Below are 14,179 nucleotides of genomic sequence, written 5' to 3'. Positions count from 1 at the left end.
ATGGCGCAGGAAATCCGTAACTACACGATGAACTTCGGCCCGCAGCATCCGGCTGCGCACGGCGTGTTGCGCCTGGTGCTGGAGATGGACGGCGAGACCATCGTGCGGGTCGATCCGCACATCGGCCTCTTGCATCGCGGTACCGAGAAACTCGCCGAATCCAAGCCGTTCAACCAGTCGATCGGCTATATGGACCGCCTGGATTACGTCTCGATGATGTGCAGCGAGCACGCCTACGTGCGCGCCATCGAAACGTTGATGGGCATCGACCCGCCGGATCGCGCGCATTGGATCCGCACGATGTTCGACGAGATCACGCGCATCCTGAATCACCTGATGTGGATCGGCTCCAACGCACTCGATCTCGGCGCCATGGCGGTGTTCCTGTACGCCTTCCGCGAACGCGAAGAGCTGATGGACTGCTACGAGGCAGTGTCGGGGGCGCGCCTGCATGCCACCTACTACCGGCCTGGCGGTGTCTATCGCGACTTGCCGGCAGTAATGCCGAAGTATCACGAATCGCCGTGGCACAAGGGCAAGGATCTCAAACGCCTGAACCGCTGGCGCGAAGGCTCGCTGCTCGATTTCATCGACCAGTTCGCCGAGGATTTCCCGCGCCGCGTCGACGAATACGAAGAGCTGCTGACCACCAACCGCATCTGGAAGCAGCGCACCGTCGGCATCGGCGTGGTCACGCCCGAGCAGGCGCAGGAGTGGGGCATGACTGGCCCGATGATGCGCGGCTCCGGGGTGGCGTGGGATTTGCGCAAGAAGCAACCCTACGCGCGCTATGCGGATGTCGATTTCGACATTCCGGTGGGCGTCAACGGCGACTGCTACGACCGCTACCTCGTGCGCGTGGCCGAGATGCGCCAGTCGGCGCGCATCATTCGCCAGTGCGTGACTTGGCTGCGTGCCAACCCCGGCCCGGTCATCGTGCAGAATTACAAGGTGGCGCCGCCGCCGCGCGCGCGCATGAAGGAAGGGATGGAAGAGCTCATCCACCACTTCAAGCTGTTTTCCGAGGGCTACGGCGTACCCGAAGGCGAAACCTATTGTGCAGTCGAGGCGCCCAAGGGCGAGTTCGGCTGTTATCTGGTTTCCGACGGTGCCAACAAGCCCTTCCGCGTGCACCTGCGCGCACCGGGCTTCGCTCATCTGTCGTCGATCGACACCATCGTCAAGGGCCACATGCTCGCCGACGTGGTCGCCATGATCGGTACCTACGACCTCGTGTTCGGCGAGGTGGATCGATGAAGGCGTCGGGGTTCGCGATGTGGAATTCGGGATTCGGTCGCGCCGAAGTGTCCCGATATCCACGGCATTCGCGCGTCCCGTATCCCCAATCCCGAATCCCGAGCCAGAAACCATGAAAGCCACCGGACATTACGAGCAAGTCAAGAACGTCGACCCGTTGGTGGTGCTGACGGACGAGACGCGCAAGCACATCGACTACTGGTTGACGAAGTTTCCACCGGATCGCAAGCGCTCAGCGGTGATCCAGGGCCTGTATGCAGCGCAGGAGCAGAACGGCGGTTACTTGACCGACGAGCTGATCGCCAGCGTGGCGAAGTATCTCGACCTGCCGCCGGTGTGGGCGTACGAGGTGGCCACGTTCTATTCGATGCTGGAGACCAAGCCGGTCGGGCGCAACAACGTGGCGATCTGCACCAACATCTCGTGCTGGCTCAACGGCGCCGAGGATCTCGTCAAGCATTGCGAGAAGAAGCTCGGCATCAAGGTTGGCGAAAGCACGGCGGACGGACGCATCTACCTCAAGAACGAAGAGGAATGCATTGCCGCCTGCGTCTACGGCCCGGTGATGACGGTCAACGGCCATTACCACGAGCACCTCACCACCGAGAAGCTCGACGAAATCCTCGACGGGTTGGAGTGATCTCATGGCAGTCGGACCCGCTCCCAAAGAATTCCAGGTTGTCTACACCACGCTGCACTTCGATACGCCGTGGGCGATGGCAAGCTACGAGCAAGTCGGTGGCTACGAGGCATGGCGCAAGATCCTCGCCGAAAAGCCCGACCCGGCGACGCTGATCGAAGAGCTGAAAAAATCCAGCCTGCGCGGCCGCGGCGGCGCCGGCTTCCCGACCGGCCTGAAGTGGTCCTTCATGCCCAAGGGCGACATGCAGAAGTACATCCTGTGCAACTCGGACGAGTCCGAGCCGGGCACCTGCAAGGATCGCGACATCCTGCGCTACAACCCGCATGCGGTGATCGAAGGCCTGGCCATTGCCTGCTATTGCACTGGTTCCACGGTGGCCTACAACTACCTGCGCGGCGAGTTCCATCACGAGCCGTACGAACACTTCGAGGCGGCGCTGAAAGAGGCGTACGCCGCAGGGCTGCTGGGCAAGAACATCCAGGGCAGCGGCATCACCGCCGACGTCTACGCCGCGCTGGGCGCCGGCGCCTACATCTGCGGCGAAGAAACCGCGCTGATGGAGTCGCTCGAAGGCAAGAAGGGCTGGCCGCGGTTCAAGCCGCCATTCCCGGCCAACCATGGCCTGTACGGCAAGCCGACCACGATCAACAACACCGAAACCTATGCCTCGGTGCCGGCGATCCTGCGGCATGGCGCCGATTGGTTCCTGAACATCGGCAAGCCGAACAACGGCGGCCCGAAAGTGTTTTCGGTGTCCGGCCACGTCAATCGCCCCGGCAACTACGAGATTCCGCTCGGCACGCCGTTTGCAGAACTCCTGGAAATGGCCGGTGGCGTACGCAAGGGCCACAAGCTCAAGGCCGTCATCCCCGGCGGCTCGTCGATGCCGGTGCTCAAAGCCGACAAGATGATGTCGATCACGATGGATTACGACGCGATCCGCGCGGCCGGGTCCGGCCTCGGCTCCGGTGCGGTGATCGTGATGGACGAAACCGTGTGCATGGTGCGCGCCTGCGAGCGCATCAGCCGGTTCTACCACATGGAATCCTGCGGCCAATGCACGCCGTGCCGCGAAGGCACCGGCTGGATGCGTCGCACCCTCGGCCGGATCGTCGCGGGCCAGGGCGTGATGGACGATTTGCATCGCCTGAAGGCCGTTGCCGGCCAGATCGAAGGCCATACCATCTGCGCCTTCGGCGAGGCTGCGGCGTGGCCGGTGCAGGCATTCCTGCGCAATTTCTGGGACGAGTTCGAGTACTACATTGAACATGGTCATTCCATCGTGGACGACCAGGTGGGAGTGACGGCATGAGTGCACAGCCGACCCAAGCTGCGCCAAACCTCGTCACCATCGAGGTCGACGGCAAATCGCTGCAGGTGCCGAAAGGCTCGATGATCATCCAGGCCACGGACAAGGCCGGCATCCCGATTCCGCGTTTCTGCTATCACCGCAAGCTGCCGATCGCGGCGAGCTGCCGCCAGTGCCTGGTCGAGGTGGAAATGGGCGGCCGGCCGATGCCCAAGCCGCAGCCGGCCTGCGCCACCCCGGTGGCCGACGGCATGAAGGTCAAGACGCGCTCCGACCTTGCCTTGCATGCGCAGCGCAACACGCTGGAATTCCTGCTCATCAACCACCCGATGGATTGCCCGATCTGCGATCAGGGCGGCGAGTGCGAGTTGCAGGACATGGCGCTCGGTTTCGGTCGCAGCGTATCGCGCTTCACCGAGCGCAAGCGCACCATCGCCGACGAGAACATCGGGCCGCTGGTTGCGACCGAGATGACGCGCTGCATCCACTGCACGCGTTGCGTGCGGTTCCTGGCCGACATCGGCGGTGGCTACGAGTTTGGCAGCATGGATCGCGGCGACCGCCACGTCATCGGCACCTACATCGGCCGCAACGTGGACAGCGAGCTGTCGGGCAACATCATCGACCTGTGCCCGGTCGGCGCGCTCACCAACAAGCCGTTCCAGTTCCGCGCCCGTGCGTGGGAGCTGCTCGCGCGCGCTTCCATTGCCTACCACGATGCGCTCGGCTCCAACCTGTGGCTGCACACCCGCCGCGGACAGGTGCTGCGTACCGTGCCGCGCGACAACGAGGCGATCAACGAGTGCTGGCTGTCCGATCGCGACCGCTACAGTTGTGAAGGCCTGTATGTCGAAGACCGGTTGCAACGGCCGGAAGTGAAGCGGGATGGCAAATGGCAGGTCACCACCTGGGAAGACGCGCTGGCGGTAGCTGCCGAGGCGTTGAAGAGCGTCGCGGGTGACGACCTTGGCGTACTCGTGCATCCGGCCACGACGAATGAAGAGGGCGACCTCCTCATGCGTCTGACGCAGGGCCTTGGCACGCCGCACGTCGATCATCGCCTGCGCCAGCTGGATTTCGCCGACAATGCGGTGGCGCGCCGGTTTGGCACGCTGGTCGAGCAGGTGCAGGAGGCCAAGGCGGTGCTGCTGGTCGGCTCCGATTTGCGCTATGAGCTGCCGCTCTTGAGTCACCGTGTGCGCCAGGCGACCAAGCAGGGCGCCAAGGTGTTTGCGGTCAATCCGGCCAGCTTCAACTTCAATTACGAGCTTGCCGTCTCCAAGGTGGTGCCGCCGCAGGCGTTGGTGGCAGCACTGCTGGCCGTTGCCCGCGCCGCGGTGGCCGAAGGCGCCGTCGCGCCGGCCACCTTGGCCGCTGCCATCCAGGCCGCCGCCAGCGAAGAAGGCGATCACGCCATCGTCGCCGCACTCAAGGCCGGCAAGGGGGTGGTGATCGTCGGCGAGGCCGCGGTGAACCACCCCGAGGCGTCGTGGCTGCGCGCACTGGCACGCTTCATTGCCGAAGCAACCGGCGCCGGCTACGACGAGCTGCCGACCGGGGCCAACGCGATCGGCCTGGGCGACATCGGCGTGGTGCCGGGCAAGGGCGGCCTGAACGCGCGCTCGATGCTGGCACAGCCGCGCAAGGCCTACCTTTTGTACGGCGTTGAGCCACCGCACGACTTTGCCGACGGTACGCAGGTGCTGTCCGCACTGCGCGGTGCACAGCAGGTGGTGGCGTTCACCGCCTACGCCAGCGCAGCGCTGCGCGAAACCGCCAACGTGCTGTTGCCGATCGCGCTGCTGCCGGAAACCGACGGCACGCTGGTGAATGTCGATGGCAACGCGCAGCGCGTGGTCACCGGCGCTGGCGCACCGGGCGACGCGCGGCCGGGCTGGAAGGTGCTGCGCGCCCTGGGCGGGCAGATGCAGTTTGCCGGCTTCGAGTTCGACGACATCGCCGGCCTGCGCGAAGGCATCGTGCAGCGCGGCGCGCAGCCGGACACGGCACTTGCCACGCGCCAGCCGATGGGCGCGCTGACCCGGCTGGCCACCTGGCCGATCTATCGCATCGACGCCGTGGTGCGCCGTTCCAAGCCGCTCAATGCGCACTCGCTCAACCGTGCGCCGGCTGTGCGCCTGAGTGTGGCCGAGGCGGCGCGCCAAGGCGTGGCGGAAGGCGCCAGCGTGCGTGTTGGCGACGTGACGCTGCCGGTGGTCGTCGATGCCAATGTGCCTGACGGCACGGCATGGATCGAGGCCGCGCAGGAACTCACTGCAACCCTGCCGCCGTATGGCGCACCCCTCACCTTGAGCAAGGTCTGATCCATGGGCGAGCAATTGTTCGACCACCTCCTGATGCCGGTCGTCTACATCCTGTGCATCGTGGTGCCGCTGATCATTGCGGTGGCCATGTACGTGTACTGGGAGCGCAAGGTCGTCGGCTGGATGCACGTGCGCCTGGGGCCAAACCAGGTCGGCCCATTGGGGTTGTTCCAGGCGTTTGCCGACGTCGCCAAGCTGCTGATCAAGGAAGTGATCCTGCCGACGCGCGCCAGCCGCGCGTTGTACTACCTGGCGCCGATGCTGGCGCTGGTGCCGGCACTGGCGGCGTGGGCAGTGGTGCCGTTCGGGGCCAAGATGGTGGTCTCCAATGCCAACGCCGGCGTGCTGTACCTCCTCGGCATGACCTCGCTGGGCGTGTACGGCATCATCCTCGCGGGCTGGGCTTCCAACTCGCGGTATGCACTGCTCGGCGCGATGCGCTCGGCGGCACAGGTGATTTCGTACGAGCTCTCGATCGGCCTGTGCATGGTGAGCGTGCTGGTGCTGGCCGGCTCGCTCAATTTCACCGACATCGTGAATGCGCAGGGCGGCACGAAAGGCATCTTCGACTGGTTCATGTGGCCGCTGCTGCCGATCATGGTGGTGTATTTCGTGTCCGGCGTGGCGGAAACCAACCGCCTGCCGTTCGACATGGCCGAGGGCGAATCCGAAATCGTGGCGGGTTTCCACGTCGAGTATTCGGGTTCCGCCTTTGCCATTTTCTTCCTCGCCGAATACGCCAACATGATCCTGGTCAGCTTCCTCGCCTCGATCATGTTCATGGGCGGCTGGTTCAGCCCGTTCCCGACGAGTTGGGGTTGGCTCGGGCAGGCGAGCTTCTGGTGGCTGTTTGCGAAGGCGTTCGCGTTTGCCTTCCTGTTCCTGTGGTTCCGTGCCACGTTCCCGCGCTACCGCTATGACCAGATCATGCGGTTGGGCTGGAAGGTGTTCATCCCGATCGGACTGGTCTGGGTGGTGGTGGCCGGCTTCATGAAGTTTTACGGCGTCGCGGGGGTCTGACAAACCATGAAAAGTGCAATCCGCTTTTTCAAGAGCCTGCTGCTGATCGAGTTGTTGCAGGGCATGGCGGTGACTTGGCGTTACATGCTTGGACCGAAGTACACGATGCGCTATCCGATGGAGCACATCCCCAAGTCCAATCGGTTCCGCGGGCTGCACGCGTTGCGCCGTTACGAGAATGGCGAGGAGCGCTGCATCGCCTGCAAGCTGTGCGAGGCGGTATGCCCGGCGCTGGCAATCACGATCGATTCGGCACCGCGCGAGAGCGACGGCCAGCGACGCACCACGCGTTACGACATCGACTTGTTCAAGTGCATCTTCTGCGGCTTTTGTGAAGAGAGCTGCCCGGTGGATTCGATCGTCGAGACCCATATCCACGAGTACCACTTCGAGCATCGTGGCGAGAACGTGGTGACCAAGCCGCAACTGCTCGCGATCGGTGACCGGTTTGAAAAGGACATCGCCGCGGCCCGTGCGCAAGACGCGCCGTATCGTTGAGACCCACCGATGATTGATCCCAATTTTTTTCAACTCATTTGTTTCTACGCGTTTGGCGCGATCACCGTAGGCGCCGCGATCGCGGTCATCAGCCTGCGCAATACCGTGCATGCGGTGTTGTCGCTGGTGCTGACGTTTTTCAGCACGGCGTGCATCTGGATGCTGGCCGAGGCCGAGTTTCTCGCCGTGGCGCTGATCGTGGTCTACGTCGGCGCGGTGATGGTGCTGTTCCTGTTCGTGGTGATGATGCTCGACATCGACCAGGTCAAGATCCGCGAAGGCTTTGTGCGGTTCCTGCCGGTGGGCCTGGTCGTGGCGGTGGTGATGTTGGTGGAGATGCTGGCGCTGATCGGCGTGCGTGCGATGCACGCGCAGACGCTGGGGGTGAATCCGGCAACGGTCGCCGGGCAATCGAACACCGCCTGGCTCGGCACTGCGCTTTACACCCATTACCTGTTGCCGTTTGAAGTGGCGGCATTGATCCTGACCGTCGGCGTGGTGGCGGCAGTGGCGCTGACCTTGCGCCAACGCAGCGGTTCGAAGCGGCAAATGGCGGCTGAGCAGGTGGCGGTCGATCCGCGCGCCCGCGTGCGGCTGGTGAAGATGGATGCGGTGCGCCCGCCCGTGGCGGAGCCGCCGGCGGCATCCGAGGAGCCCAAAGCATGATTACCCTGGCCCATTTCATCGTGCTCGGCGCGATCCTGTTCTGCATCGCGGTCGCCGGGCTGTTCATCAACCGCAAGAACGTCATCGTGCTGCTGATGTCGATCGAGCTGCTGCTGCTCGCGGTCAACATCAATTTTGTCGCGTTCTCCCGCTTCGGCCACGACGTGGCCGGGCAGGTGTTCGTGTTTTTCATCCTCACCGTCGCCGCGGCGGAGTCCGCGATCGGCCTGGCGATCCTGGTGCTGCTGTTCCGCAACCGCAGCACGGTCAATGTCGCCGAAATCGACAGCATGAAGGGCTGAACACATGGTGCTTTCCACCTCCATCCTGTTGATCATCGCGCTGGCACCACTCGCTGGCTGCCTGATTGCCGGCCTGCTGCGCCATCAGGTCGGGCGCGTGGGCTCGCACACGGTGACCATCGCCGGCCTGGCGCTGTCGACCGCGCTGTCGTTCTACGTGCTCTACCAGCTGGTGTGGGGGGGCGCCCAGGCGTACGACGAAAACATCTACACCTGGTTCCAGGTCGGGCACATCAACGCCAGCTTCGGCTTCATGATCGACCGCCTGTCCGCGCTGATGATGGCGGTGGTGAGCTTCGTTTCGCTCCTGGTGCACATCTACACCATCGGCTACATGGCCGAGGACCCCGGCTACCAGCGCTTCTTCAGCTACATCTCGTTGTTCACCTTCTCGATGCTGATCCTGGTGATGGCGAACAACTTCTTCCAGTTGTTCGTCGGCTGGGAGCTGGTGGGCCTGGTGTCGTATCTGCTGATCGGCTTCTGGTTCAAGAAACCGACCGCGATCTTCGCCAACCTCAAGGCGTTCCTGGTCAACCGCGTCGGCGACTGGGGCTTCATCCTCGGGATTGCCGCGGTGCTGTACTTCCTCGGCACGCTGGATTACGCCACCGCGTTTGCCGGTGCCTCCACGCTGCCCGGCAAGACCCTGGCGATCACCGCCAACACGCACTGGGATGCGGCGACGGTGATCTGCATCCTGTTGTTCGTCGGCGCGATGGGCAAGAGCGCGCAGGTGCCGTTGCACGTGTGGCTGCCCGATTCGATGGAAGGTCCGACCCCGATCTCGGCGCTGATCCACGCGGCCACGATGGTCACCGCCGGCATCTTCATGGTGGCGCGCATGTCGCCGCTGTTCGAGCTGTCGTCCACGGCACTGAGCTTCGTGATGGTGATCGGCGCGACCGGCGCCTTGTTCACCGGTTTGATCGGCGTGGTGCACAACGACATCAAGCGCGTGATCGCGTATTCCACGCTGTCGCAGCTGGGCTACATGACGGTGGCGCTCGGCGTGTCGATGTATGCCGGCGCGGTGTTCCATCTGATGACGCATGCGTTCTTCAAGGCGCTGCTGTTCCTCGGTTCGGGCTCGGTCATCATGGCCATGCACCACAACCAGGACATGCGCTACATGGGCGGCCTGCGCAAGTACATGCCGATCACCTGGCTGACGATGTGGGCTGGCTCGCTGGCGCTGGTGGCGTTCCCGTTCACCTCGGGCTTCTACTCGAAGGATCTCATCATCGAGACCGTCGGCGAGTCGCATCGCTGGGGCGCGAACTACGCGTATTTCTGCGTGTATCTCGGCGTGTTCGTCACCTCGCTGTACACCTTCCGCATGATGTACCTGACGTTCCACGGCAAGGAGCGCTTCAGCGTCGATCATCATCTCGACCCGCATGACGAGCATGCCGCGCACCATCACCCGGAAGTGCTGCCGCACGCGCCGAAAGAGTCGCCGCTGGTGGTGACGATCCCGCTGATCCTCTTGGCGATTCCGTCGATCGTGATCGGCTACTTCACGGTCAAGCCATTGCTGTTCGGCAACTGGTTTGGCAATTCGATCTACGTCGACCCGGCAAACAATCCGATGGCGGAAATCGCCGAGCACTTCACCAATGCGGCCGCGATGGGGCTGCACGGTATTTCGCTCCTCGGGCCGTTTGGCCTGGTGGTGCTGGCGTTCGTCATCCAGACCTATATCTACCTGTTCAACCCGGTGGTGGCGGATCGCATCAAGCGCCTGCTCAAGCCGTTGTGGGTGGTGCTCGATCGCAAATACTGGATGGACGACATCCAGTACGGGTTGTTCGCCTCGGGTGGTCGCTGGCTGAGCCACGTGTTCCGGCGCGTCAGCGAGGGCATGATCATCGATGGCGCGATGGTGAACGGTACCGTGCATCGCACGCACGACATTGCCCGTGGCATGCGGCGGCTGCAGACCGGTTACCTCTACCAGTACGCGTTCGCGATGATCGTCGGCCTGATTCTGCTGCTCGGGGCGTATCTGCTGTTTGGCCCGATGCTGGCAGCGCAATAAGGGAAGCAAGCAAACATGTTCAATCACTTGCTCAGCCTGCTCATCTGGCTGCCGCTCGCCGGCACCGTGCCGGTGCTCATGGCCGGATCGAGCCGACCGAACCTCGCCCGTTGGCTGGCACTGCTGTTCATGGTGCTGACCTTCGTCGCCAGCCTGTTCCTGCTGCCGCAGTACAACGCGGATCTGGGCGGCATGCAGCTGGTCGAGCACCACGCGTGGGCGAGCACGATCAATGTGCACTACAACCTCGCGGTGGACGGCATCTCGATCGCGCTGATCATCCTCACCACCATCATCGGCGTGCTCGTCGTGGCCGGTGCGTGGGAGATCATCAAGACCAACACGCACCAGTACATGGCGGCGATGCTGGCACTGGAAAGCATGCTGATCGGCGTGTTCTGCGCGACCGACGCCTTGCTGTTCTACGTGTTCTTCGAAGCGATGCTGATCCCGATGTTCATCCTGATTGGCGTCTGGGGCGGCCCGCGGCGCGTGTACGCGACGCTGAAGTTTTTCATCTACACCTTCCTCGGCTCGATCTGCTTTTTGATCGGCATCCTGTACCTGTACAGCAAGGCCGGCACCTTCGACCTGCACACGCTCGCCGCGCTGCCGCTGTCGATGACCGAGCAAAGCTGGTTGTTCGGCGCGTTCGTGCTCGCGTTCGCGATCAAGGTGCCGATGGTGCCGGTGCACACCTGGCTGCCGGACGCACACGTGGAGGCGCCGACCGGCGGCTCGGTGTACCTGGCGGCGGTGATGCTGAAGGTCGGCACCTACGGCATGCTGCGTTTCATCCTGCCGATCACGCCGGACGCGGGCATGCACTACATGTGGCTGATCGTGGTGCTGAGCCTCGTCGCGATCATCTACATCGGCTACGTGGCGCTGACCCAGGAGGACATGAAGAAGCTGGTCGCGTATTCCTCGATCGCGCACATGGGTTTCGTCACCCTCGGCATGTTCATCGCCTTCGTGCTGGTGCGTGACCTGGGTAGCGTCGAGACCGCCCGCCTGGGCATGCAGGGTGCGGTGATCCAGATGATTTCGCACGGCTTCGTCTCCGGCGCGATGTTCACCTGCATCGGCATCATGTACGACCAGTTGCACACCCGCATCATCAAGGAGTACGGCGGCCTGGTGAACGTGATGCCGTGGTTTGCGGTGTTCTACGTGCTGTTCGCGTTTTCCAACACCGGTCTGCCGGGCACCAGCGGTTTCGTCGGCGAGTTCATGGTGATCCTCGCCAGCTTCCACATGAGTGCGTGGGTGGCTTTCTTCGCGGCCTTCACCCTGGTGATCGGTGCGGGCTACACCCTGTGGCTGGTCAAGCGCGTGATGTGGGGCCGCATCCACAACCCGCACGTGGCCCAGATGCGCGACATCAACAAGCGCGAGGCGTTCGTGCTGACCGTGTTTGCGCTGATGATCCTGTTCATCGGCATCTGGCCGCAACCGCTGGTGCACCTCACGGACAGTTCGGTGGCGCAGCTCGTGCAGCAGCTCGCCATTCACAAGCTTTGATCGGGATAGAACATGCCAACTATCAATGACATCCTGGTCCTGTTGCCGGAGTTTTATCTGGTGGCGGCCGCCTGCCTGCTGCTGCTGATGGATGCCTTCATCAAGCCGGAGCAGCGCGGCACCTTGCACTGGTGCTCGATCGTGGTGCTGCTGGTGGCGATCTATCTCGTGATTGCCGGCCAGCCGGACGTCACCGTCACCGCGTTCGGCAACATGTTCATCCGCGACCCGGCGTCCGAAATCATCAAGGTGTTCGTGCTGTTGTGCACGGTGCTGGTGTTCATCTTTTCGCGTCCGTATCTCATCGACCGCAAGCGTTTCGTCGGCGAGTTCTACACGCTGATGATCTTTGCCGTGATCGGCGTGATGTTGATGGTGTCGGCCGGCAACCTGGTGATGATCTACCTCGGGCTGGAGATGCTGACGCTGTCGTCCTACGCGCTGGTCGCGCTCAACCGCGACTCGCCGCTGTCGTCCGAAGCCGCGATCAAGTACTTCGTGCTCGGTGCGCTCACCTCGGGCATGCTGCTGTACGGCATGTCGATGGTGTACGGCGCGGCCGGCACGCTCGACCTCGCGCAATTGCACGAGGCGATCGCGCAGGGCACGGTGTCGCGGCTGATGGTGTTCGGCCTGATCTTCATGCTGGTCGGCATTGCCTTCGAGCTGGGCGCGGCGCCGTTCCACATGTGGATCCCGGATGTCTACCAGGGCGCCTCGACGCCGGTGACCACGTTCATCGCATCGGTGTCCAAGCTGGCAGCGTTCGGCCTGGCGTGGCGGCTGCTGGACACCGGCCTGGCCGGGTTGTCCAACTACTGGCAGCCGATGCTGGCGGTGATCTCGGTGCTGTCGATGGGTATCGGCAACCTGGTCGCGCTCGTGCAGACCAACATCAAGCGCATGCTCGCGTACTCGACCATCGCGCACATGGGCTTCCTGCTGATGGGCATCACCAACGCAACGCCGGGCGGTTACGCCAGCGCGATGTTCTACGCGATCTGCTATGCGCTGATGAGCACCGTCGCTTTCGGCGTGGTGCTGGCGATGGCGCGTGCGGGCTTCGAGTGCGAGGAAATCTCCGACCTCAAGGGCCTCAACGAGCGTTCGCCGTGGTTTGCTGGCATGATGGCGATCTCGATGTTCTCGCTGGCCGGCGTGCCGCCGCTGTTCGGCTTCTACGCGAAGTACCTGGTGCTGCAGGCAGCGATCAACGCCGGTTACTTGTGGCTGGCGATTTGCGGCATTGTGATGGCCATCATCGGTCTGTGGTACTACCTGCACGTCATCAAGGTGATGTACTTCGACCAGCCGGAAGAAGGCGGTGCCACGGTTTCCGCCTCCGACAGTTCGTTGCGCGTCGTACTCTCGCTCAACGGCCTCGCGCTGCTGGCGCTCGGCGTGTACTGGGGTCCGCTGCTGGGCTGGTGCCGGCGCTCGCTCGGCTTGAGCTGAGGTAGCGCGAAGGCCGGCGCGGCAGGATCAGCGCCGGCCAACGGCCAGCCAGAACGGCAGCTTGCCGCGGGTTGGCAACTGGGCAACGACCTGCAGCGTGCGGGCGTCGATCACGGCGACCCGGTCGGTGGCAGTCACCCCGGCGTAGATCCAGTGCCCGTCCCGGCTCGCCCGCACGCCATGCGGACCCTGGCCGACATTGATGCGCCGGATCACCTTGTACGTCTTCGGGTTGATCACGTCGACGAAGTGGTCGGCTACGGCGCCGGTGACAACGAGGCCACTGCCGGGGACGACGTCGATGCCGGCGTGTCCGAGACCGACGGGGATCACCGCGAGCACCTTGCGGGTGGCAAGGTCGACCGCGGCCACCTTGCCGACGAAGCCGCGAATCCACAGCGTCTTGCCGTCCGCCGAGAGCGCGAGGTTGTGCGGGTGGTCGAGGCCGGGCACCGGGAACGTGGCAGTCACGGTCTTCTTGCGCAGATCGATCACGGCGACCTTGCCTTCGCCCTGCAGCGTGACGTAGGCCAGCTTGCCGTCGGCGTTGAACAGCGCGTTGTGCGGGTTGTTGCCTACCGCGATAGTGGTGAGCGGCTTGCGCGCGACCAGATCAAGCAAGGTGACCGCGCCGGCACCGGCGCCGATCGCCAGACCGGTGCGGCCGTCCGGGCTGATCGCGACGCCCTGCGGCGTGGCGCCGACGGAGAAGGTCGCGAGGCGCTTGCCGTCATGCGCGTCGATCAGCCAGGCCTTCGGCAGCGTCGCACTGCTCACCAGGAGATGGTTGCCATGCGGCCCCAGCGCGAGGTAATGCGCACCGGGGAGCGCGTCGAAGACCTGGCCGGTTTGCAGGTTTTCGACCGCGCTGCTGGCCTGCAACGCAATGTAGGTCGCGCCGGGAAGCTGCGGGTTTGGCGTTGCAGCCTGGCTGCTTCCAACCACCAGCGCCAGCAGGACGACGGTGATGAACAGCGGCCGGTGGCGTGGCGATCGCGTGGCCGCAGCAGCGGAGGTAACGTGGCGCATGGGAGGCTCCTGTGGAAGAAAGGGGTGGCAGAGGATTCCCGAAAGTCTCGCCGGGGTGTCATTGCCAGCATCGCGATCACCAGGGTCGCCAATGCGGATCGCCGGGAAACC

12 protein-coding genes are annotated in these 14,179 nt (G+C 63.8%); 11 read left to right on the top strand and 1 reads right to left on the bottom strand.

Annotation, left to right across the window (positions count from 1 at the left end):
- From AC3WP6_RS10395 to nuoN, 11 genes are all read left to right on the top strand, one after another.
- Positions 1-1,257, top strand: coding sequence for an NADH-quinone oxidoreductase subunit D (locus AC3WP6_RS10395; RefSeq protein ID WP_492627638.1), 1,257 nt, complete (start codon positions 1-3; stop codon positions 1,255-1,257).
- A 112-nt stretch (positions 1,258-1,369) separates the two neighbouring features.
- Positions 1,370-1,897, top strand: a complete 528-nt coding sequence (nuoE, locus tag AC3WP6_RS10390) for an NADH-quinone oxidoreductase subunit NuoE (protein ID WP_492627637.1) — start codon at positions 1,370-1,372, stop codon at positions 1,895-1,897.
- 4 nt (positions 1,898-1,901) lie between these two features.
- Positions 1,902-3,212: an NADH-quinone oxidoreductase subunit NuoF gene (nuoF, locus tag AC3WP6_RS10385; protein WP_492627636.1), complete on the top strand. Its 1,311-nt coding sequence runs from the start codon at positions 1,902-1,904 to the stop codon at positions 3,210-3,212.
- Entirely contained in the window at positions 3,209-5,533 is a 2,325-nt protein-coding gene (gene nuoG / locus AC3WP6_RS10380) for an NADH-quinone oxidoreductase subunit NuoG (protein WP_492627635.1), read from the top strand. Before nuoF ends, nuoG begins: the two co-directional genes overlap by 4 nt.
- Positions 5,534-5,536: 3 nt before the next feature.
- A complete protein-coding gene (nuoH, locus tag AC3WP6_RS10375; protein WP_492627634.1) occupies positions 5,537-6,553 on the top strand; it encodes an NADH-quinone oxidoreductase subunit NuoH in 1,017 nt (338 codons plus the stop codon).
- A 6-nt stretch (positions 6,554-6,559) separates the two neighbouring features.
- On the top strand, positions 6,560-7,051 hold the full coding sequence (nuoI, locus tag AC3WP6_RS10370) for an NADH-quinone oxidoreductase subunit NuoI (RefSeq protein ID WP_492627633.1): 492 nt from the start codon (positions 6,560-6,562) through the stop codon (positions 7,049-7,051).
- A gap of 9 nt (positions 7,052-7,060) precedes the next feature.
- Positions 7,061-7,717, top strand: coding sequence for an NADH-quinone oxidoreductase subunit J (locus AC3WP6_RS10365; RefSeq protein WP_492627632.1), 657 nt, complete (start codon positions 7,061-7,063; stop codon positions 7,715-7,717).
- Positions 7,714-8,019, top strand: a complete 306-nt coding sequence (nuoK, locus tag AC3WP6_RS10360; RefSeq protein WP_492627631.1) for an NADH-quinone oxidoreductase subunit NuoK — start codon at positions 7,714-7,716, stop codon at positions 8,017-8,019. Before AC3WP6_RS10365 ends, nuoK begins: the two co-directional genes overlap by 4 nt.
- A 4-nt stretch (positions 8,020-8,023) precedes the next feature.
- Positions 8,024-10,060 carry an NADH-quinone oxidoreductase subunit L gene (nuoL, locus tag AC3WP6_RS10355; protein ID WP_492627630.1) on the top strand — a complete coding sequence of 679 codons (2,037 nt, stop codon included), beginning with the start codon at positions 8,024-8,026 and terminating at the stop codon, positions 10,058-10,060.
- 15 nt (positions 10,061-10,075) lie between these two features.
- The gene (locus tag AC3WP6_RS10350; RefSeq protein WP_492627629.1) at positions 10,076-11,584 is read left to right on the top strand and encodes a complex I subunit 4 family protein; all 1,509 of its coding nucleotides are present in this window, start codon (positions 10,076-10,078) and stop codon (positions 11,582-11,584) included.
- A gap of 12 nt (positions 11,585-11,596) precedes the next feature.
- Positions 11,597-13,039 (top strand): NADH-quinone oxidoreductase subunit NuoN, encoded by a 1,443-nt coding sequence (nuoN, locus tag AC3WP6_RS10345; protein ID WP_492627628.1) that lies wholly within the window; start codon positions 11,597-11,599, stop codon positions 13,037-13,039.
- A 27-nt stretch (positions 13,040-13,066) separates the two neighbouring features.
- Here nuoN and AC3WP6_RS10340 read toward each other — a convergent pair whose 3' ends face one another.
- Positions 13,067-14,068, bottom strand: coding sequence for a beta-propeller fold lactonase family protein (locus AC3WP6_RS10340; RefSeq protein ID WP_492627627.1), 1,002 nt, complete (start codon positions 14,066-14,068; stop codon positions 13,067-13,069).
- Positions 14,069-14,179 lie beyond the last annotated feature (111 nt).

It is taken from the genome of Rhodanobacter sp. FW106-HT46G03, from assembly GCF_058789895.1.
This window is presented reverse-complemented; position numbering and strand designations above follow the sequence as displayed.

What these genes read in the sequence shown, in the direction of transcription:
- nuoN (WP_492627628.1), top strand. Translation starts at nt 11,597, where the DNA reads ATGCCAACTATCAATGACATCCTGGTCCTGTTGCCGGAGTTTTATCTG.
- nuoK (WP_492627631.1), top strand. Translation starts at nt 7,714, where the DNA reads ATGATTACCCTGGCCCATTTCATCGTGCTCGGCGCGATCCTGTTCTGC.
- AC3WP6_RS10340 (WP_492627627.1), bottom strand. Translation starts at nt 14,068, where the DNA reads ATGCGCCACGTTACCTCCGCTGCTGCGGCCACGCGATCGCCACGCCAC.
- nuoI (WP_492627633.1), top strand. Translation starts at nt 6,560, where the DNA reads ATGAAAAGTGCAATCCGCTTTTTCAAGAGCCTGCTGCTGATCGAGTTG.
- nuoG (WP_492627635.1), top strand. Translation starts at nt 3,209, where the DNA reads ATGAGTGCACAGCCGACCCAAGCTGCGCCAAACCTCGTCACCATCGAG.
- AC3WP6_RS10365 (WP_492627632.1), top strand. Translation starts at nt 7,061, where the DNA reads ATGATTGATCCCAATTTTTTTCAACTCATTTGTTTCTACGCGTTTGGC.
- nuoH (WP_492627634.1), top strand. Translation starts at nt 5,537, where the DNA reads ATGGGCGAGCAATTGTTCGACCACCTCCTGATGCCGGTCGTCTACATC.
- AC3WP6_RS10395 (WP_492627638.1), top strand. Translation starts at nt 1, where the DNA reads ATGGCGCAGGAAATCCGTAACTACACGATGAACTTCGGCCCGCAGCAT.
- nuoE (WP_492627637.1), top strand. Translation starts at nt 1,370, where the DNA reads ATGAAAGCCACCGGACATTACGAGCAAGTCAAGAACGTCGACCCGTTG.
- nuoF (WP_492627636.1), top strand. Translation starts at nt 1,902, where the DNA reads ATGGCAGTCGGACCCGCTCCCAAAGAATTCCAGGTTGTCTACACCACG.
- nuoL (WP_492627630.1), top strand. Translation starts at nt 8,024, where the DNA reads ATGGTGCTTTCCACCTCCATCCTGTTGATCATCGCGCTGGCACCACTC.
- AC3WP6_RS10350 (WP_492627629.1), top strand. Translation starts at nt 10,076, where the DNA reads ATGTTCAATCACTTGCTCAGCCTGCTCATCTGGCTGCCGCTCGCCGGC.